Annotated in this window: 13 protein-coding genes; 8 read left to right on the top strand and 5 right to left on the bottom strand. The window is 67.4% G+C overall.

The window, feature by feature from the left end; translation table 11 throughout:
- Positions 1 to 14 precede the first annotated feature (14 nt).
- Both V5740_RS13650 and V5740_RS13645 read left to right on the top strand, forming a co-directional pair.
- A complete protein-coding gene (locus tag V5740_RS13650; RefSeq protein ID WP_347303013.1) occupies positions 15 to 3,017 on the top strand; it encodes a TonB-dependent receptor in 3,003 nt (1,000 codons plus the stop codon).
- Positions 3,018 to 3,055: 38 nt separating this feature from the next.
- The gene (locus tag V5740_RS13645; RefSeq protein ID WP_347303012.1) at positions 3,056 to 4,519 is read left to right on the top strand and encodes a Gfo/Idh/MocA family oxidoreductase; all 1,464 of its coding nucleotides are present in this window, start codon (positions 3,056 to 3,058) and stop codon (positions 4,517 to 4,519) included.
- Here V5740_RS13645 and V5740_RS13640 read toward each other — a convergent pair whose 3' ends face one another.
- The 5 genes from V5740_RS13640 to V5740_RS13620 form a co-directional block, all read right to left on the bottom strand.
- The gene (locus tag V5740_RS13640; protein WP_347303011.1) at positions 4,520 to 5,986 is read right to left on the bottom strand and encodes a TolC family protein; all 1,467 of its coding nucleotides are present in this window, start codon (positions 5,984 to 5,986) and stop codon (positions 4,520 to 4,522) included.
- A complete protein-coding gene (locus V5740_RS13635; protein ID WP_347303010.1) occupies positions 5,986 to 7,056 on the bottom strand; it encodes an HlyD family efflux transporter periplasmic adaptor subunit in 1,071 nt (356 codons plus the stop codon). Before V5740_RS13635 ends, V5740_RS13640 begins: the two co-directional genes overlap by 1 nt.
- Positions 7,040 to 8,725, bottom strand: a complete 1,686-nt coding sequence (locus V5740_RS13630; RefSeq protein ID WP_347303009.1) for an ABC transporter transmembrane domain-containing protein — start codon at positions 8,723 to 8,725, stop codon at positions 7,040 to 7,042. Before V5740_RS13630 ends, V5740_RS13635 begins: the two co-directional genes overlap by 17 nt.
- A 176-nt stretch (positions 8,726 to 8,901) precedes the next feature.
- Positions 8,902 to 10,317 (bottom strand): sensor histidine kinase N-terminal domain-containing protein, encoded by a 1,416-nt coding sequence (locus tag V5740_RS13625; protein ID WP_347303008.1) that lies wholly within the window; start codon positions 10,315 to 10,317, stop codon positions 8,902 to 8,904.
- Positions 10,307 to 10,972: a response regulator transcription factor gene (locus V5740_RS13620; RefSeq protein ID WP_347303007.1), complete on the bottom strand. Its 666-nt coding sequence runs from the start codon at positions 10,970 to 10,972 to the stop codon at positions 10,307 to 10,309. Before V5740_RS13620 ends, V5740_RS13625 begins: the two co-directional genes overlap by 11 nt.
- A gap of 101 nt (positions 10,973 to 11,073) precedes the next feature.
- On the opposite strand from V5740_RS13620, the gene V5740_RS13615 reads away from it, so the two are divergent.
- The 6 genes from V5740_RS13615 to V5740_RS13590 all read left to right on the top strand — a co-directional run bounded on the left by V5740_RS13615 (position 11,074) and on the right by V5740_RS13590 (position 20,495).
- A complete protein-coding gene (locus V5740_RS13615; protein WP_347303006.1) occupies positions 11,074 to 12,147 on the top strand; it encodes an ABC transporter substrate-binding protein in 1,074 nt (357 codons plus the stop codon).
- On the top strand, positions 12,144 to 13,634 hold the full coding sequence (locus tag V5740_RS13610; RefSeq protein WP_347303005.1) for a porin: 1,491 nt from the start codon (positions 12,144 to 12,146) through the stop codon (positions 13,632 to 13,634). Before V5740_RS13615 ends, V5740_RS13610 begins: the two co-directional genes overlap by 4 nt.
- A 34-nt stretch (positions 13,635 to 13,668) precedes the next feature.
- Positions 13,669 to 14,970, top strand: coding sequence for a CitMHS family transporter (locus V5740_RS13605; protein ID WP_347303004.1), 1,302 nt, complete (start codon positions 13,669 to 13,671; stop codon positions 14,968 to 14,970).
- 45 nt (positions 14,971 to 15,015) lie between these two features.
- Positions 15,016 to 15,675, top strand: coding sequence for an alpha/beta fold hydrolase (locus V5740_RS13600; RefSeq protein WP_347303003.1), 660 nt, complete (start codon positions 15,016 to 15,018; stop codon positions 15,673 to 15,675).
- 219 nt (positions 15,676 to 15,894) lie between these two features.
- Entirely contained in the window at positions 15,895 to 18,171 is a 2,277-nt protein-coding gene (locus V5740_RS13595; RefSeq protein WP_347303002.1) for a hypothetical protein, read from the top strand.
- 140 nt (positions 18,172 to 18,311) lie between these two features.
- Positions 18,312 to 20,495 carry a TonB-dependent receptor gene (locus V5740_RS13590; protein WP_347303001.1) on the top strand — a complete coding sequence of 728 codons (2,184 nt, stop codon included), beginning with the start codon at positions 18,312 to 18,314 and terminating at the stop codon, positions 20,493 to 20,495.
- The last annotated feature ends 8 nt before the right edge of the window (positions 20,496 to 20,503 follow it).

Raw genomic sequence — 20,503 nt, 5'->3', positions numbered from 1 at the left:
AGGGGAGTGCTGGGATGAAAGAGCCTGCAATCACAGGTCGTATGGTCGCGCGTGGCGCAGTGTCCTGCCTGGCGGTCGCCACCGCCCTGCTGGTACAACCGGCGCTGGCGCAGACCGCGCAGACCACGCCGCCATCCCAGCCGGAGGCACCAGCAGGCGACAGCGCCAGCGGCGTACCCACCCCTGAGGTGCCCGGCGACGGCAGCGAGATCGTCGTCACCGGCTTCCGCGCATCGCTGAACAGCGCGCTGGAACTAAAGCGCACCGAAACCGCCGCGATCGACAGCATCGTGGCGGAAGACATCGGCAAGTTCCCGGACGCCAATCTCGCCGAATCCATGCAGCGCATCCCCGGTGTGGCGCTGAGCCGCGGCGATGGCGGTGAAGGACGCAATATCTCCGTCCGCGGGCTTGGCGCTGCCTTCACCCGCGTGCGCATCAACGGGATGGAGGGCACGTCGCAGACCGGCGCATCCGACATCTACGGTGCCGGCAATTCGGGCCGCAGTTTCGACTTCAACGCCTTCCCGACGGAGATCTTCTCCGCGCTGGCCGTACGCAAGACCCCGTCGGCCGATGTGGAGGAAGGCAGCCTTGGCGCGACGGTCGACCTGAAGGCACCGCACCCGCTCGACTACGACACCGATTTCGTGTTCACCGCCACGGCGCGCGGCATCTACAACGAGATCAGCGACCAGATCGATCCGCGCGCATCGGCGCTGGTATCCAAGCAGTTCATGGACGGCACGGTCGGGGTGCTCGCCTCGCTCGCCTATTCCAAGCGCAACCTGCGCGAGGTCGGCTATTCCGCGGTCAACGTCCTGCCCGCCTACATTGACGGCGGCTTCTGCTCCCCCGTGGGCTACACGCCGCAGAACCCGGCCAGCAATCCGACGCGCGGGATCAATGCGGCCAATTGCAGCACCAACAATCCGCGCACCAGCACGGTCGCCGCATATGAGGCGATCCAGAGCCGACTGGGTATCGCGAACCGACCGGGCGGCGGGGCCTTCTTCCCGCGCATCCCCCGCTATGTGAATTCGGAACAGGATGCGGAACGCGTCGGCGCCACCCTGTCGCTGCAGTGGCAGCCGAGCGACCGGACCGACATTTCGATCGACGGCCTGTATTCCCGCTTCGACGTGGAGCGGCGCGACAATTACATCGGCGCGATCTCCTTCGGCCGCACCGCCAACAATGGCGGCAAGCCGATGACGTCCGTGCGCGACATCCAGTTCGACGACAACGGCTCCCTCGTCTACGGCCTGTTCGACGGCGTCGACGTCCGTTCCGAAGGGCTGGTCGACCGCTTCGTGTCCACCTTCGAACAGGTGAACATCAACATCGACCACCGGTTCACCGACAATCTGCGGTTCACCGGCCTGATCGGCGCATCCGATTCCAAGTTCTACAGCCCGCTGCGCCTGCAGACCTTCATCGATGCGATCGATGTCGACAATTTCGCGATCGACTTCCGCGATGGCGGCACGATCCCGACGCTTGGCCTTGGCATCGACGTCGCGAACCCGGCGAACTTCAGCTACGCGCCGAGCCCCGACAACAACTTCACCGTGCTGGGCGGGTTCAGCACCGCCGGCCGTCCGCTGACGCAGGATACCAGCAACAAGACGGTCGAGGGCAACCTCGAATGGAACGTTCTGGACGAAGTCGCGATCAAGGTCGGCGCCCAATGGCGCGAGAGTGATTACCAGACCACGGGCTTCAACCTGATCCCCAGCCAGGTCGCGGTCCGCGCCCTGCCCGCCGGCACCACGGTCGGCGACATCACCCGGCAGATCGAAGGGTTCGGCGACCTGCTGGGCCAGGGCTCCCCGGCGGAGTTCACCGCCGTCGATCCGGAGAAATGGCAGGACACCTTCGGCTTCGACAGCTTCCAGTATTGCGGGGTCGAGTGTGGCGCGGCGCGGTCCGGCGTGCGGGAGCGGATCAAGAGCGCCTATATCATGGCGACCTTCGACACCGCCGACCTGCTGCCGATCCCCGTCCGCGGCGACGTGGGCGTACGTTACGTCAGCACGGACCAGGATTCATTCGGTTTCATCCCGGTCACCGCACCCGCCGGCGCCCCGTTCCCGACCGTCGGCCAGCGCGGCGACGTGAACCGCAGCTATGACGAATGGCTCCCCTCGCTGAACCTGGTGGCGGAGATCACGCCGGACCTGCTGGCGCGCGTCTCGGCAGCGAAGGTGCTGTCGCGGCCGGAGCTGGGCCAGTTGACGCCGACGGCGGGGGTGACGGTCGCCACCCGCACCGGCAACGTGAACAACCCGTTCCTCGACCCGATCCGGGCCAACACGTTCGACTTCTCGCTCGAATGGTATTTCGCCGAAGGGTCGCTGCTCTCGGTCGCCTACTTCCACAAGGACATCCAGTCCTACATCCAGGCGATTTCCAGCCAGGTACCCTACAGCTCGCTGGGTCTGCCGGACGAATTGCTGGCCAACACACCGTCGACCCCGGCCGACCTGTTCACCGTCAACCGGTCGACCAACACGCCGGGCGGCCCGCTGAACGGTGTGGAGGTGAACGCGCAGGCGCCCTTGCGCTTCCTGCCCGGCATCCTGTCGAACCTGGGCGTCCTGGCGAGCTACACCTACGTCAAGTCGGAGATCAACTACATCCTGGCGAGCGCCAATGGCGTACCGACGCAGACCACGACCGACGATCTGATCGACCTGTCGACCCACTCGGCCAGCGGCACGCTGTATTACGAGGATGACCGGTTCAGCATTCGCGGCACCGCCAGCTACCGCGACAGCTTCAACCGCGCCATCCCGTCGGGCGCAAACGACAGCGACGTGCGGGCCAACGCCTCCACCTTCTTCGTCGATGCGTCCGCGTCCTACAACCTGACGGACAATCTGCGGCTGATCCTGGAAGGGCAGAACCTGACGGACGAGCGCAACACGCTGTATATCGACAGCGTGCGGCAGGACACTTTGTTCGAGACGCGGATTGGCCGGACCATCACACTGGGCGCGAACGTCAAGTTCTAAGAAAAATAACGGGCCGCAGCCCTGACGGAGGATGAAGCATGAAGGATTTGGGGCTGCCGCCGGTGCAACGCCGATCTGTACTGGGCGGCTTCGCGGCCGGCGCCGCGCTGGCGACGGTCGCGATGCCGGGGGCGGCAGCGGCGCAGGGCGCGCGCCGGCGCTACGCCTCCGTCGGGGTGGGCAGCCGCAACCGGATGTACCAGCGGGCGATCTGGGGCGATCACAAGGCGCATGCCGAGCTGGTGGCGACGGTCGACGTCAATCCAGGCCGGATGGCGCTGGTCGGCCAGTGGGCGGCGGAGGCGGGCGCACCCGCACCGCGCGCCTATCTGGCCGACGAGTTCGACAAGATGGTGCGCGAACAGAAGCCAGACGTCATCATCGTCACCACGCCCGACGCGCTGCATGACGCATATCTCGTCCGCGCGCTGGAGGCGGGCTGCGATGTGCTGACCGAAAAGCCGATGACGACCACGGCGGAGAAGGCCCAGCGGATCCTTGATGCCGTCGAACGGACTGGGCGGCACATTCGCGTGACCCACAATTACCGCTACGCCCCATATCGCAGCCAGGTGAAGGAGCTGCTGATGGCGGGAGAGATCGGCGACGTATTGTCGGTCGATTTCCAGTGGCTGCTGAACACCACCCATGGCGCCGACTACTTCCGTCGCTGGCATTCGCAGAAGCAGGTGTCGGGTGGCCTGATGATCCACAAGGCCAGCCACCATTTCGACCTCGTCAACTGGTGGTTGTCCGACATGCCGGTGGAGGTCCAGGCCGTCGGCAAGCGCGAGTTCTACACCCCCGCAATGGCGCGCCGCTTCGGCCTCGACGGCCCGCATGAGCGTTGCCATACCTGCCCGGAGAAGGCGGAATGCACCTTCTTCTTCGATCTGGAGGCGGACCCGGCGCTGAAGGCCATGTACCTCGATAAGGAAAGGTATGACGGCTATCACCGCGACCAGTGCGTGTGGCGCCCGTCGATCGATATCGAGGACACGATGAACGTCATCGTGAAATATGCCGGCGGAACCACGCTCAGCTACAGCCTGAATGCCTTCAACGCGTGGGAGGGCTATACGATCGCCTTCAACGGCACCAAGGGCCGGCTGGAGCATGTGGTGATCGAACAGGCCGGCATATCGGGGCTGAACGGCAGCAGCATGGGCGATGCGATCCAGACGCGGATCATCCCCATGCGCGGCAATCCCCGCGACATCACGCCCACCGTTGGCAGCGGCGGCCATGGTGGCGGCGACACGTTGATGCTGGCGGAGATCTTCGATCCGAACGTGGCCGCCGATCCGCTGCTCCGCCGCGCGGACGAGCGGGCCGGGTCCGCCGCGATCCTGATCGGAGTGGCGGCGAACCGTTGTTTCGAGACGGGATCGCCCGTCCGCATCGCCGATCTGGTCAGCGGGCTGCAGGCACCCGAGTTCCCGGCCATGCCGACGCATGACCAGCCCGTGCCGATGCCGCCGCGTCCGCCACGCAGGACCTGATCACGGCACCAGGCCCAGCGCCTCGCGGTCGGCGACGGCGGCCGCGAGTTCCGCCCGCGCGGTGGCGATGCGGGCCTGGGCATCGATCAGCCGGACCTGTGCGTCGGTCGCGGTCTCCTCCCGCTGGTTGACCAGGAAGAAGTCGCTCGACCCCAGTTCGAACCTGCGCCGTTCGGCCTGGGCCAGCCGCTCCGCCAAGCGGCGTTCCTCCGCCGCGATGCCGGCAAGCTGGCGCGCCGCATCTACCCGCACGGTGATGCCGCGCACCTCCACCGCGATCTGGTCGCGCAGGTAACGGCCCCTTGCCTCCAGCGCATCGATCTCCGCCAGGGCCTGATCCACCCGGCCGCGCGCGGCGCGGTTCTGCAGCGGGAAGGAGAAGCGGAAGCCGACGATCGCCTCCAGCTCGCCATAGCTCGGTCCGCCAAGGCTCTGTGCGCCGAAATCCTGGCTGAGGTCGCCGCGCAGATCCAGCCGGGGGCGCAGGTCGTTTTCGGCCAGCGCCAGCCGGGCATTGGCCTGGTCGATCTCCGCCAGCAGCACCTGCAGTTCGGGCCGGCTCTGCGCCCAGTCGGCATCCGCCGCAGCCACCCCGGCCAGCGCGGTCGCATCCGCCGGCAGGCGGTCGGCCGCGACCACCAGCGGTTGGCCCGCATTGTCGCGGTAATACAACGACAGCGCGGCGGCCGCCGCGGCGAACTCCCCGCGCGCCTGCGTGACCAGTGCGCGCCGACGGACGAGGTTCTGGTCGTTCTCCGTCAGCAGGATTTCCGGCCGGGCGCCCAGTTCCACCTGCCGCACGATGGCGCCGCGCCGGCTTTCGGCCAGGTCCAGCAGGTCCTGGTAGGCCCGCAGTCTGAGACCGGTGGCGACCCAGTCCTGATACGCGCTGACCGCGCGGAACTGCACGCCGAGCGCCGTCAGCTCCCGTTCGAACCGCGCGATGTCTATCCCGCTCGCCGCCAGCGTGCGCTGCGTGCGGCGTTCGTCCACCATCCGGTCGCGCAGCAGGGAGAACAGGCCGCCGATCGACAGCTCACCCAGTTTGTCTGTGTAGTAATTGCCGTAATAGGGCGCGAACCGCCCGCGGCTGACGTCGTAACCGCCATAGACGTAACCGCCATTGTCGGTCAGCGGACGGGTGACGCGGGCCGACACCTCCGCCCCTTCGTAATAGCCCAGCGGACGGGCATCGCCGTCCACCTCGAACACGGTGTCGAACGCCCCCTCCGCCGACAGCGCGCGCCCTTCTGCGACGCGGACCTGCGCCAGCGCCGCGATGATCTGCGGGGCAGTGCGGGCGGAGGATTGCAGCACCTCCGCCAGCAGCAAGGGCCCGGACGGGGCCACGGCCGATGCGTCACCCGGCACGAGGGCTGGCGCCGGCAGCGGGGCGATGTCCTGCGCCCGCGCCGTGCCCGCACAGGCCAGCACCGCCAGCCAGCCGAGGATCGCCGTGCATCGCATCAGTTGCCGGACGCCCCGCCGCCTTCGGCCGGACTGCCCGGCACGATCTGTCCATTGCCCGCGGCGGTCTGCCCGAATTCCAGCGGGAAGTCGTTGATCTGCCGCCACAGCTCGTACCCGACGCTGACCGTCTCCCCCTGGATCCAGCCCTGCACCTTGCCGCCCAGCCGCACGAAGCGGGCGTTCGGCCAGTCTGGCTTCCCGGGCATCGGTTCGACCAGTACGCGAAACAGCCCGGTGGCGTTGGCATTGGGGTCAATCGTGCGCACCCGACCGTCGAAATAGCCGTAGGCGACCGACGGCCAGCCGCTGAACTGGATCGCCGGCCAGCCTTCGAATTCCAGCCGCACGGGCCGGCCCGGCCGGATCAGCGGCACGTCCATGCCATTGATCAGCAGCTCCACCGCGCGCTGCGGTTCCTCCGGCGCGACGACCGCCAGCACCGTGCCGGCGGTGACCAGCCCGCCGCCCGCAGCGGCGTTCAGCGTCTGGATACGCCCGGCCCGCGGCGCCCGCACCAGCTGCGCCGACTGCCGGTTCAGCTCCACATTGACCCGGTTCAGCTTCGCCCGCGCCTGCGCCAGCTGTGCCGCGGCGTCCGCCACGCGGATCTGCGCCTGTTCGTAGTCGCGGCGGGAGGCGAGCCCTTCGGCCAGCAATTGCCGGTTACGGCCCACATCGATGTTGGCGACAGCCTGCGACTGCTGCACGGCGGCGATCTCCGCCTCAACCTCCGTCCGTTCCGCCTGCAGGCGGGACAGAAGGTCGGGATCGACGTCCGCCACCCGCGCGATGAGGTCGCCTTCGGCCACCTGCTGCCCGTCCGTGACATACCATTGCGCGATCCGGCCGGGGACCAGCGTGGTCACGTCCTGCGCCCGGTCCAGCGGGTCCAGGCTGACGACCTGCCCCTGTCCCACGGCGGTCTGCACCCACGGCACCACCAGCATCACCGCGACGGACACACCGATCCCGATGGCCAGCATCCAGGCGAACACGACGCCGACACGGGGCGGGCGCTGTGCGGCCAGGCTTTTGAAATGGGCGCTGTATTCAGGCTGCGGCGGCATCGGCACCCTCCATCTTGCGCGCCAGTTCCTGCAGTTCCTCCAGCCCGTCGCATCGCTGCTGCCGGTCCATGCCGAGATACAGCCAGGTGTCGAGCGGCAGATCCTCCGGCCGCAGCGTGCTCAGCAACACCGTGGTGCCGTGGGCCCGCAGATGCGCCAGCGCCGCCATCAGCCGTTCGGGGGGCAGCAGGTCGAAGATCTGGCCCAGCAGCAGCACCCGCGGCCGTACCAGCAGCGCGTTCGCCAGCTTGAGCGCCATGGTCTCACCGATGCTCAACGGGTGGCCCGAAGCCGCAAGCGGCGTATCGAGGCCTTGCGGCAGGGTGGCGATACGGCGCTCCAGCCCGACCACCCGCAACGCCTCCAGTTCCCCGCCGTCGCCGGCGCGAGCCAGTTGCAGATATTCGCGCACGGTGACGTCCACGATCGTGGTGCGATCCATCACCAGCACGTCCGATCGCAAGCGGTACATGTCGAGCGCGCCGAGATCAGCGCCTCCGATCTGCACCAACCCGCGTTCGGGATGCTTATGTCGTTTCAGCAGCCGTGCGAGCCGTTGTTCCGCCAGCGGTGCAGCCACCATCACCACCTGCTCCCCAGCAGCCAGGGTCAGGTCGAAGCGGGCGCCTTCCAGGTGGACGTCCGTCAACTTCAGCGAACCGTCACGCACACCTTCCGTACCGCCCACCGGCGGTTCCTGCGGTATGGCGAACAGCAGCGACATCTCCTCCGAACTGGCGATCAGGTCGTAGAAGGTGTCGAGATACCAGCCCAGCTGGCTGATGCCGTAGAACACGCCCGACAGGATCAGCTCCGCCGCGATCAGCTGCCCGAGTGACAATTGCCCCTGCAGGATCAGGTTGCCGCCCAGCAGCAGCAGCGCCGCGCTGGCGAAGGCGTAGACCAGGAAGAAGGCGATGGTCTGGGCGAACTGGTAGCGGAAGTATCGCTTGTGCGCACCAATGTAGCCGGCAGTGAAGGCTTCCGAACGATCCATCACGAAGTCGAGATGGCGGGACGATTTGTAGAACCCGTTGGACCCGCCCACGCTCTGCAACCACTGCGCGGCGTTGTGCTTGGCATGGCTGAGCGCCACGGCACCGTTGATGGCGCCCCGGCGGAACACCAGCCAGATCAGCGCGATCGCGCCGACCAGCGTCAGGTTGAAGGCGAGAAAGAACGGGTGATAGAAGCTGGTGATCACCAGCCCGACGATCGCCTGCAGCACGATGGTGAAGGCGCCGATCACCAGGCTGGGTACGGCCTTCTGCACCACCACCAGGTCGAAATAGCGGTTGAACAGGTCACCGCGCTTGGAATCGGCAAAGAACGGGTTTTGTGCATGGACGGCACGCACCGTCACCTCCGCCACCACGCGTGCGAACAGCCGGCGTTCGAACAGCGCCATGATCCAGACCCTGAGCGAACTGATCGCCACCACGATGAGCAGCAGCAACAGCAGCACGCCCGACAGCGCCCATAACGGCGCCGGCATGGCGGTCTGCGCCACGCTGTTGATCAGGAGCTGGACGGAGATCGGTGTGGCGAGCGACAGCAGGCTGATCCCGACCGTATAGATCAGGCCCAGCCGGATATAGGCGCTGTCAGGGCCGACGATCTCCGTCAGCCACCCGATCGCATCCCGGAAACCCAAGCGTTCAGCTGCCACGTTCTCGTCCTTTGCGCTCCCGAAAGCCAGTCGCCTCTAGCGTGCCGGAAAGGCGGGTCCAGTTACAAAGGTGTGCTACCGGACTGATCCGCCGTCGTCCGGCGGTGAGCACGCATCGTCAGCGTGCGACCATCGCCGCCAGGCGTAGCCGGGCACCGGCGGCACGACAACCGCCGTCATCGGGCCGCTCTCGCGACCCGGTCAGGTTGCGAGAAGGTCAGCGTGACCCGCAGTCCGGGATCGGTGTTGATGATCGCCAGCTCCGCCCCCAGCCGCTGCGCGGCGGAACGGACGATGGCAAGGCCCAAGCCGCTGCCTTCGCGTCCCGCGCTGCTCGCCAGCCGCACGAAGCGCTGGCCCGCCCGTTCCAGATCGGCTGCGGGAAGACCGGGTCCGTCATCGGCGACCGCGATGGTGGTCGCGCCCGCCGCACGCTCGATCACGACCACCACCAGTCCGCCCGCCCGGTTGTAGCGGATAGCGTTGTCGAGCAGGTTGGACACAATTTCGAACAGCAGCGTGCGATGTGCTGCCACCAGGAATGGGCCGGTGGCTGCCACCAGGTTCAGCTCCACGCCGGCGTCGATCGCCTGCCCGATGCGGCGGTTGATGACGGCAATCGCCACTTCGCGCAGGTCGACATCCTCCAGTGGCGGCAAGGCGCCGGCCTCCTCCGCCCGGGCCAGCGCCAGCAGCTGGGTCACCAGCCGTTCCAGCCGGTCGGCGGCATCGGCGATCTCCCCCAACGCGTCCGGATCGCCCCGCCGGGCCAGAGCGACCTGCACCTTCAGCACGCTGAGCGGGGTCCGCATCTGGTGCGACGCATCGGCGGTGAAGCGGCGCATCCCCGCAGTGGCGGCATCCAGTCGGGCGAGCAAGTGATCGAAGGCATCGGCCAACGGGCGCAGCTCTTCCGGCAAGGGGCCGGTCTCCAGCGGTGACAGGTCCGGCGTGGCGCGGGTGTCGCGCGCCGTGACCGCGCCGCGGAGGGTGGCAAGGGGCCTGAGGCTCCAGCCAAGGGCCGGGCGGATCAGCAATACGGCCACGCTTACCAGCACCAGCTCGCCCGCCACCAGCGCCGCGATCAACCGCCAGCGCAGCGCCCTGCGACTGTCCAGCGTCTCTGCCACCTGCACGATCACCGGCGCGGCGACGCCGGGCAACGCCCGCCGCACCTCCGCGATACGGACGTCCTGCCCCCGGAACCGGGCATAGCGGTAGCGCGGTGTCCCCGCGATCAGGCCGGCGATGTCGGGCGCGGACAGGTCGGGATAACCGGTCAGGAGCGTGCGGCCCACGGCGACGCGGTAGTAGATGTTGTCGCGCTGCGCATTCTGCAGCATCGCGAAGGCGGCGGGCGGCAGGTCCAGCGTGACAGCGCCCCCTTCCACCTGCACAGTATCGGCGATCGCACCCAGCGCGCCGCCCAGCACCCGGTCATTCGCGCGGCGCACCACGTCGGCGATCAGGGTCGCGCCCGCCAGCCCAAGCAGGACCGCGACCGCCAGCAACGGTACCAACATCGCCAGCAGCAACCGTGTACGCAGGGCCAGCGTGCGGCCCCTGGCCGGCAGATCGCGCTCAACCGGCATCGAGAAGGTAGCCGAGCCCGCGCACCGTGCGGATTGCCGGACCGTCCGCCGGCAGCTTGGCGCGCAGGCGGGTGATGTTGACCTCCAGCGCGTTGCCGCCGACGGGCTCGTCGAAGCCGAACACCTCGGCCAGCAGGACGTCGCGTGGCACGATCTGCCCGGCGCGCGTGGCCAGCGCGTCCAGCACGGCCCATTCCCGGCGGCGCAGGTCCAGCACCTGGTCGCCGACACGCGCCTCCCCCAGCGACCGGTCGATCGTCAGCGCCCCCACCACGATCCGCGGCACCGGGTCGCCGCCGCGCCGTCGGCCGAGTGCGCGCACCCGCGCCTCCAACTCCTCCGGCGCGAAGGGCTTGCGCAGGTAATCGTCCGCGCCAAGGTCCAGCCCACGCACCCGGTCGTCCAGCGCGTCGCGCGCGGTCAGCATCAGGATCGGCACCCGTTCGCCCCGTCGGCGCAGGGTGTCGAGCACGGCGAAGCCGTCGGTGTCGGGCAGGCCGACATCCAGGATGATCAGGCCATAGGGCTCGTCCCCCGCCACCATCAGCGCGTCTGCGCCGCTCGCCACGTGGTCGATCGCATGCCCGGCCGGGCGCAGCAGCGCGACAATGCTGCGCGCCAGCGGAGCGTCGTCCTCGACCAGCAGGATGCGCAATTCTGTGAACTCCCATGAAAGGTCGATGACAGTTTCGCGGTGTAACTGCCGCCTATCAGCTTAGCCGACAACAGATGCGGCGGGCGAGAGGAGCTTGACCCATGCACAGATCCGTCATCGCCGGAATTGTCCTGTGCGCCGTCCTCGCCGGCGGCGCGATCTGGCTGTGGCTGCAGCCGCAATCCGCCACTCGCCTGCAGGCGGACGCACAGGCCGAGGGCGCCGTGCGCATCGTGGGCAATGCCGATGCCGATGCCGTGGCGCCGCTGATCGCGGCATTCCGCAGCCGGCACCCGCAACTGGAGGTGGTGTACCAGGACCTGCAGTCCAGCGCGCTGAACCAGCGCGTTCTAGCGGACGCCGCCACCGCACGGCCGACGATCGATATCGTCTGGTCGTCGGCGATGGACCTACAGGCCAAGCTGATCAACGACGGCTACGCGCAGGCCTATGCCAGCATCCACAAGTCCGCGCTTCCGGCGGAGGCGGTGTGGAAGGACATGGGCTATGCCATCACCTCCACGCCGGTCGCGCTGGTCTACAATCGCCAGGCCCTGTCCGTCGACCGGGTACCGCGCACCCACCGCGCCATGCAGCAATTGCTGGCCAGCGGCGATCCGGACCTGCGCGGCAGGGTGACCACCTACGATCCGGCGCGGTCCGATCTCGGTTACCTGTACCTGACGCAGGATCTGGCGGCGACGCGCGACACCTACGCCCTGGTGCGCGGGTTGGCCGCCAACGATCCGCTGCTGGTCGCCACGACGGCAGAGATGGTGGATGCGGTGGCCACGGGCCGTGCGGCGATCGCATACAATGTGGTCGGCCCCTACGCCGTCGAGCGGGCGGAGACTGACCCACGGCTCGGCGTCGTGTTCCTGGAGGATTACACGCTGGTCGCCTCCCGCGTGGCGTTCATCGCCCGCGATGCACCGCATCCCGCCGCCGCCCGGCTGTTCCTGGACTGGATGCTATCGACCGAAGGCCAGGCGCTGCTTGCCGAAGAGTGGCTGCCGCCGGTGCGGACCGACATGGCCGACCAGGGCCTGCCTGTGACCCAGCCACGCGTGATCGACGGCGGCCCGCAATTGTTCGTCAACCTTGATCCCGTGAAGCGCCGGCGCGTGCTGGGCGAGTGGGATGCCATCCTTGCCGAAGGGGCGAGTGCCCGATGAGACTGCTTCGTACCACCAGCGCCCTGGTGGCGCTGATCGCCGCCACCCCCGCACTGGCGCAGGCCCCGACCACAGCCGACCTGGAGGCGCTGGTGCGCGCGCAGGCGGCGGAGATCGCCGCCCTGCGCGGCCGGCTTGACCGGCTGGAGGCGCAGCAGACTGTGCCGCCCGATCCGGCAAGCACGGCACCGCCGCAGGCGACCGTGCCGGTCGAGGGCACGGCCGCGCCGGTCGTCGCCGTCACCCGGCCCTTCGCGCCGCAGATCGTCCCGCCGGGGCCGGCCGAACGCAACGTGGCGCAGGTGGAGGCCGCCAACGAGGCCGGGGTGACCACCGAATGGGGCGCAGGACTGCCGGTGTTCCATTCGGCGGACGGCATCTTCACCTACAAGCCGCGCGGCCGCATCCTGACCGATGTCAGCAGCACCTTCGGCTCAGATGTCGATGCGCGCAACATCACTACCACCGGCATGCGCGCTCTGCGCCTCGGCATCGAAGGCGGCGTCGGCACGCAGTTCTTCTACCAATTCGAATCCGACTTCTCGGAAAACGAGGTGGATGTCGTCACCGCCTTCATCGGCTGGCGCAACCGGATCGGCACCGGGATGGACTACGACGTCCGCGCCGGGCACCTGTTCAACGACCGCAGCTTCGAAGGGTCGACGGGATCGGATTCGACGCCGTTCATGGAACGCACGGCGGTGGCGACCGCGATCATCCCGCAACGCGGCTTCTACGGTATCGGCATCATGCCGCGGCTGTTCTGGTCGCGCGGCCACGCATCGCTGACGATCACGGGCGATCGGGTGGACGGCAACCAGGCGGTCAGCGACAGCCGCACGGCGCTGGGCCGGGTCCACTGGAACCCGGTGAAGGAACCCCGTCGCGTGCTGCATATTGGCCTGTGGGGCTTTGATGAATCGCTCAGCCAGGTGGCCGGGACGCTGACCCGCAACACCGTGATCGGCGGTCGCTTCAACGGCGCGCTGCGCGTCTCTACCGGGCCTTTGCTGGGCGGCACCGGCACCACCGGTTACGGCGCGGAGCTGGGTGGATATGTCGGGCCGGTATGGCTGATGGCGGAAGCCGGGCAGCGGCATGCGCGGCTGGATGGCGGGCGCCCCGATTTCACCAGCCAAGCGTGGAGCTTGTCGGGCGGATGGTTCGTGACCGGCGACCTGCCGCCCTACAATCCGCGGCTGGGCAGTTTCGGCCAGCCAAGCGTGCTGCGGCCGGTGTTCGACGGCGGTCCTGGGGCCATCGAGCTGACAGCGCGGTACGAGAACCTCGATTTCACCGACATCGCGACCGGTGGCCGCGGCTGGGCCGCGACGATCGGGGCCAACTGGTATCTCAACAGCTTCACCCGGCTGCAGCTGAACGCGATCCACTGGAACACCGAAGCCCCCGCGACACAGACCGCGGGGCCTGCCGCGGGCAGCGATGACGGCAACACCGTCAGCGCCCGCATCGGCGTCACCTTCTGACGCCCCGCCCAATCCGCGATCAAGGACACAATCCATGACCCTGGCCCTTTACGGCTTCCTGATGGTGGCCACCTTCATGACGCTGATCATGTCGAAGCGGATGACTCCGCTGGTCGCACTGATCGTCGTGCCCACCATCTTCGCGCTGATCGCCGGCTTTTCCGCCGGCCTTGGCGACATGATGATCGAGGGGATCCGCAACCTGGCGCCCACCGGCGTCATGCTGCTGTTCGCGATCCTGTTCTTTTCCATCATGACCGATACCGGCCTGTTCGACCCGCTGGTGAACCGGTTGCTGCGCGTCGTGCATGGCGATCCGCTGCTGATCCTGATCGGCACCGTGGTCCTGTGCGCGCTGGTAAGCCTGGATGGGGACGGGTCCACGACCTACATCATCACGATCGCAGCGCTGCTGCCGCTGTACAAGCGGTACGACATGAACCGGCTGTACCTGTGCTGCCTGCTGATGAGCACCAGCGGCATCATGAACCTGACCCCATGGGGCGGGCCGACCGCCCGGGCCGCATCTGCGCTGGAGCTGGACCCCGCCACCGTGTTCCTGCCGCTGATCCCCGGCATGATCGCGGGCCTTGCCTTCCTGATCGCACTGGCGGTTTGGTTCGGCCGCAAGGAACGTCACCGGCTGGGCCATGTGAAGGCGAACGAGCCGGTCGCCTTTACCGGCATGGCCGTTTCCCAGTTTCCGGAAGCACGCCGGCCGCGATTGCGTTGGGTCAACGCAGCGCTGACCGTCACCCTGCTCGCGGGCCTGGTGTCCGGCATCATGCCGCTGTCCGTGCTGATGATGCTGGCCTTCGCACTGGCGATGATCATCAACTACCCGCAAGTCGCCGAACAGAAGGAGCGGATCGCCGCGCATGCCGGCAACGTCCTGTCGGTCGTGTCGCTGATCTTTGCCGCCGGCATCTTCACCGGCATCCTGTCCGGTACCGGCATGGTGGAGGCGATGAGCAACGCCGTCGTCGGGATCATCCCCCCGGCGATGGGCCCCTACATGGCGCCGATCACCGCGGCGCTGAGCCTGCCCTTCACCTTCTTCATCAGCAATGACGCGTTCTATTTCGGCATGCTGCCGATCCTGGCGGAGGCGGGGGCGCATTATGGCGTGTCGCCGATGGCCATCGCCCGCGCATCGCTGATGGGCCAGCCGGTCCACCTGCTCAGCCCGCTGGTGCCGTCCACCTACCTGCTGGTCAGCCTGGCGGGCATCGACCTTGCCGACCATCAGAGGTTCACGCTGATCCCGGCCACGCTGGTCTGCCTGGTCATGACGCTGGTGGGCATGGCGGTGCTGGCCTTCCCCTTCGTGAGCTGACCGGATGCCGCCCGCTCCCTTCCGATCCAGTCATGGGAAATCCGCATGGTGACCATCAACCGCATACCGCTGATCCTGCTGCCGGCGCTGGGTTGCGACGGGCAGCTATGGGCGCGGCAGGTGCTCGATCTCGGCGACCTCAGCCATCCGCAGCTCGGCGACCTCAGCGTGGACGATACGCTTGCGGCCATGGCACATCGGGTGCTGGCTCATGCCCCGCCGCACTTTGCCGTCGCGGGCGTCAGCCTGGGGGGCTATGTCGCGCTGGAGATGATCCGCCAGGCGCCAGGGCGGATCGCCCGCATCGCGCTGTTCGGCACCCGCGCCAGCATGCAGTCGCGCCCGCGCACCATGGCGGAACAGGGCAGCCTCGCCATCGCGCCGCATGCCGACCCGGCGCTGACCTCCATCATCAGCGGCCCGGTGCAAGCCATGGCGGAGCGGGTGGGACCGGATGTGTTCGCCCGGCAGCAGCGCGCCCTGCTGGCTCGCCCCGACATCGGCCCCGCGATTGACGCAGTGCAGGTGCCCGCGCTGGTGGCGGTGGGTGAGCGCGACCGCATCTGCCTGCCCGAAGATGCCCGCCAACTGGCCGACCGCATCCCCGCCGCACGCTTCCACCTGCTGCGCCAGTGCGGCCATCTGCCGCCGATGGAGCGGCCGGGTGAGGTGACCATGCTGCTGCGCCAGTGGCTGTCCGCGTAACACGCGCCCTGATTGCGGCGGCTCGGCGCCGCAGCGCGCGCGTGCGATGGTGGACCCAGATGACTATGTATGAAGAGCCACTTTCCGGCGCCCGATGCGCGACGCGCGGGCCCGATGGCGGAGTAAGTACGAGCGATCGGACGACCTGCCTGTTCACCTAGGTAAGTTTGGCAATCACCTACGAGCCGCGCGCATTGCCTTTGCAGGAAGGACAAGGCGATGAGCGACCAGTCGACTAGTCATGCCACCGCTCCAGCCGATCGCGATGCGGCCGAGGCCGAGCCTCAGCCGGGCCGGAGCGCCAGCCTCTATGCCCTTGCGTTGCGACAGGACCTGCGCGGCAAGCTCAAGATCATCGGAAGCTTCGCCGTCGGTGATTTCGGCGCAGAGCTGGTGCACGGCTCCGACTCGCTCTGGCTGGTGGTACGCCGGCCAGAGCGCGGAGGGCTGGCAGTGCGCGCCGCCTATGCACCAGGTGGGTTCGAGACCGTCCGCAAGGTCCGCGCTACCACTGGAGACGGCTTGCGGTTGGAGGCGGTGAGCGCGCTCGGCACACATCGGGTGCAGGTGGATGGCAGCGGCGACGATCTCCACCGCCTGCGCGTGCGATCCACCCTGATGCCGTGCGAACCGCTGCTGGTGCCGTTCGCCCCGCGCGATCTCTACCCGCTGGATGCCGGCGACGATCCGCTGGGTTCGCATGGTACGGTGCATGCCGCGCAGCGCGGTCCGAACAGTGGGCTTGTCTATCTGACGCTGGACGACCCCGCCTTCGGCGAAGTACTATACTTTCAGAACCTGACGGCGCTGAACCCCTACTTCCGCGCGACCGGGACGAAACCGATGGGGGTCGTCGGCGGGGAATGGCCCGAACTCGGCTACCTTCCGCCGTGCCCACCGCAGAGCGGGACTCCCCCGGTCAACCCGCTACCGGCCGGGGAGGAGGTGATGATGAGCGATGCAATCATCGTCCTGCGCGATTTCGGCGCGACGAGCGAGCAGGAGAAGGCACGCCAGTTCCTGCAGATGCTGGGCGAGGCCTATCGCGCGCTCGACCTGCCGCGTCCGTGCTATCGCGATTGGGAGCACCGCGCACGGCGCACGCTGAAGGATTTGCAGAAGGCGCCGGACGCGACCTGCCGCAGCTACGGCCACCTCTATGTGCGTCCCTATGTCGCGGCCGAGTACCCCGACAGCATGGTGCAAATGACCATCATGGCCTCGCTATACGACTTCGCGGCGTGGTCCGGTAAGCCGATCGAGCTGGCGGACGAGCTCGCCGCCGGCATGGGCAAGTTCTACGATCCCAGGCTGAGGACCCTGCGCCGCTATCTGCCCAATGTGGGCGAGGACAAGGATGCCAACGCGGTCGATGCTTGGTACCTGTACCATCCGCTCCGCAACCTCGCACGGCTGGCGTTGGACGGGCAGGACTGGGCCCGCGACCTCTTCCTCCGCTCCATCGATTACGCGATCAAGGCCGCGCATCATTTCAAGTATGTCTGGCCGATCCAGTACGATGTACGCGACTTCTCCGTGATCACTGCCACCCGGGAGGACGAGGAGCACGGCCAGACCGACGTTGGCGGGTTCTACGCCTATGTCATGCTGCAGGCGTTCGAGCTTACGGGCGAGGCACGCTACCTGGACGAGGCGCGCGCGGCGATTGACGCGGCCGTGGGCATGCGCTTCGAACTCGAATACGAGGCGAACCTCACCGCCTGGGGCGCTGCTGCCTGCATGCGGCTGTGGCGGATCACGGAGGACGCGCGGTATCGCGAGCAGGCCCTCGTCTACCTCGCGAGCCTGTTCCACAATTGCGAGATCTGGGAATCCCAGATCGGCGCGGCGGAGCACTACTCCAACTTCCTCGGCGCAACGGCGCTGCACGATGCGCCGTACATGGCGATGTATGAGTGCTTCGACAGTTTCGCCGCGTTGGAGCAGTTCGTGCGCGACAGCGGCCCGGAACTGGACCCGGCGGTGCGCATGCTGGTGTGCGAGTACTGCAAGTATGTGCTGCACCGCGGCTGGTACTACTACCCCGATGCCCTGCCCGCCGATGTGCTGGCGACAGAGAACCGCAACGGTCACATCAACAACAAGCTCTCCTTCCCGCTGGAGGATCTGTATGCGGACGGGAGCCAGCCCGGGCAGGTGGGGCAGGAGGTATATGGCGCGGGGGCGGCTTTCGTGCTCGCCTCCCGCGCCTTCCACCAGGTTGAGGACGCGCCGTTCCGGCTGTTCTGCAACTACTTCCTGCTTGCGAAGGAACGCACCGGGGATCGTGCGCTCAGCATCCAGCTGACCGGCACGCAGGGCTGCACCGCGCTGTTTGTAATCGTGCGCCACGGACGTGCGAAGCTGCCTGAATGCCAGCTGGTGACCGCTGGCGGAGATCCAATCCGGCCCAGCATGGTCGCGGATGAGCGGATCGAGTTCAACGTGCCCGCCGATGCGCGGGTCGTCCTTACCTGGAGCCAGGCCGATGATTGAGAGCGAGAGCTGACTTCGTACGTTCTTGCGACGGTCATGTAGCTGTAAAGGAGCAACCATAAGCGCCCCTGCGAACCAAAGGGGCGAGTTTCACTTAGATGAATAACCAATTGTTAGGCTGCTCTGCAGTAGCTCTCGTGATGGCAGCCTTGCCTGTGAATGCGCAGACCAGCACCGATGCCGCGGCCACGCGCCCGACCACCGAGGGTCTGGAGGTCATCACGGTCACCGCGCAACGGTGGGAACAGAGCGCACAGGACGTGCCCATCGCATTGACCGTGATCGGCGGTGAAGAGCTGGAGCGGCGCAATATCCAGACCGTCAGCGACCTGGAGAACAGCGTTCCCAGTCTGGAGGTCGATGCGCAGTTCGGCGGTGGGCAGCCGCAGTTCCGCCTGCGCGGCGTGGGCGGCACGGACTACGCCGCCAACAACACCAACACGGTCGGCGTCTATGTGGACGAGGTGGCGCTGCCCTATGGCGTCATGACGCAGGGCGCCCTGTTCGACATCGAGCGGATCGAGGTCCTGCGCGGGCCGCAGGGCACGCTCTATGGCCGCAATACGACCGGCGGCGCGATCAGCGTTATCACCGGCAGCCCCACCCGCGACCTGCGCATCGGCGCCAGCCTGTCCTATGGCCGGTTCAACCAGTTCGATGCCGAGGGCTACGTCTCCGGCCCGGTCAGCAATACGCTGAGCGCGCGCATTGCCATATCCAGCCAGCAGGGCGGTGCCTGGCAGCGTGACCGCGACACGGGTGAGGAACTCGGCGACAGGGATCGCAACTCGGTTCGCGCCAAGCTGCGTTGGGAGCCGAGCGCGATCACCACCGTGGACCTGCAAGGCGATTACAGCCGGGACAAGTCGGACGGGCGCGGCCTGCAATTGTTGAACGACTTCACCGATGCGAGCGGACGGTTCTACCCGCCGGATACGGATCACCGGGCAACCGGTTGGGGCATCTCCGGCACGTTCGCCGGCCTGCTGGGGGTCGGTACCGACGCCAAGCCGTTCCGCAACAACGAAGGTTGGGGCACGCAGCTGCGCGTGAACAGCGATCTTGACTGGGGCACGTTGACCGCCATCGTGGCCCATCGCGACTTCACCCGCCGCGAGTTCAACGACTGGGATGCAACCTCCTCCAACGAGGCGGGCACCTACTTCTTCAACGATATCGACGTGGAAAGCGGCGAGATCCGCTTCGCAAGCCGCCAGGATCGCCCGTTCCGTTGGCTGGTCGGCGCCTACCAGTCGTTCGAGACGGTGGATGGCGGCTTCCTGTCCGACTTCACGCAGGCCGCGTCCCTGCGGAATATCTTCTCGACCAGCTACAACCAGGAAGTGTCGACCACCGCCGGCTTCGGCAATGTCGAGTACGATGTCGCATCGACGCTCACCTTCTCCGGTGGCCTCCGGTTCGAACACGAGACGCGCAGCCTGAACGGTTTCCGGACGGAAGTGATCTTCCCCGCTTATCAGTTGCGCGCCACATCGGACCGTGACCTGGATATGGACGAATGGTCTGGCCGCGCCGCCCTGGATTGGCAGTTCAGCCCGGTGGCGCACGCCTATGCCAGCATCTCGCGCGGGGTGAAGTCGGGTGGCTTCACCACCTACAATACCGGTATCCCGTCGCAGAACGATCCCTACGACCCGGAAACGCTGGTCGCGTATGAGGCGGGGCTGAAGTCCAACCTGCTGGACAACCGGGTGCAGCTGAACCTGACCGGCTTTTACTACGATTATCGCGACTACCAGCTGCAGGGCGTGATCTACACTGGGGCATCGCGAGTGGGCCGGATCACCAATGCGCCGCGCGCACATCTGTATGGCGCGGAGGTGGAGCTGACCGCCGCGCCGGTGGACGGCCTCACCATTGTGCAGAACTTCGCCTACAAGATGGGCGAGTTCGACGAATACATGGCTGCCACCTCCGCCACCCTGGACCCGGCGACGGGCCAGTACACGAACATCCAATACGAGGATTACAACGGGCGCCGGCTGAACCTGCCCAAGATCGACTACAAGGGGTCAGTCGCCTGGGCCGTGCCGCTGGCGGACTGGACCGTCACGCCGGAGGTCAACTGGAACTATCGCTCGGAACGGTGGAGCGAGTCCGATGCCTCCACCATCCCGGCCTACTGGCTGGCCAACGCCAACCTGTCCGTGACCCCGCCGGGCGAGGCATTCGCCGTGACCTTGTGGGTGCGCAACCTGTTTGACGAGCAGGTGCAGGAAACGCGAAACCGCTTCATCTCGGCCCGCACGGTGTCCACCAATCCGGTGCGGACGTTCGGCGTTCGGCTGAACTACAGCTATTGAGGCACCTG

This window comes from Croceibacterium sp. TMG7-5b_MA50, from assembly GCF_039830145.1.
GTDB lineage: Bacteria > Pseudomonadota > Alphaproteobacteria > Sphingomonadales > Sphingomonadaceae > Croceibacterium.
The sequence above is the reverse complement of the archived record's forward strand: the minus strand, read 5'-3'. Positions and strand labels throughout refer to the sequence as shown.

Coding starts and splice junctions, on each gene's coding strand:
- V5740_RS13650 (WP_347303013.1), top strand. CDS start 15: ATGAAAGAGCCTGCAATCACAGGTCGTATGGTCGCGCGTGGCGCAGTG.
- V5740_RS13645 (WP_347303012.1), top strand. CDS start 3,056: ATGAAGGATTTGGGGCTGCCGCCGGTGCAACGCCGATCTGTACTGGGC.
- V5740_RS13640 (WP_347303011.1), bottom strand. CDS start 5,986: ATGCGATGCACGGCGATCCTCGGCTGGCTGGCGGTGCTGGCCTGTGCG.
- V5740_RS13635 (WP_347303010.1), bottom strand. CDS start 7,056: ATGCCGCCGCAGCCTGAATACAGCGCCCATTTCAAAAGCCTGGCCGCA.
- V5740_RS13625 (WP_347303008.1), bottom strand. CDS start 10,317: ATGCCGGTTGAGCGCGATCTGCCGGCCAGGGGCCGCACGCTGGCCCTG.
- V5740_RS13615 (WP_347303006.1), top strand. CDS start 11,074: ATGCACAGATCCGTCATCGCCGGAATTGTCCTGTGCGCCGTCCTCGCC.
- V5740_RS13610 (WP_347303005.1), top strand. CDS start 12,144: ATGAGACTGCTTCGTACCACCAGCGCCCTGGTGGCGCTGATCGCCGCC.
- V5740_RS13605 (WP_347303004.1), top strand. CDS start 13,669: ATGACCCTGGCCCTTTACGGCTTCCTGATGGTGGCCACCTTCATGACG.
- V5740_RS13600 (WP_347303003.1), top strand. CDS start 15,016: ATGGTGACCATCAACCGCATACCGCTGATCCTGCTGCCGGCGCTGGGT.
- V5740_RS13595 (WP_347303002.1), top strand. CDS start 15,895: ATGAGCGACCAGTCGACTAGTCATGCCACCGCTCCAGCCGATCGCGAT.
- V5740_RS13590 (WP_347303001.1), top strand. CDS start 18,312: ATGGCAGCCTTGCCTGTGAATGCGCAGACCAGCACCGATGCCGCGGCC.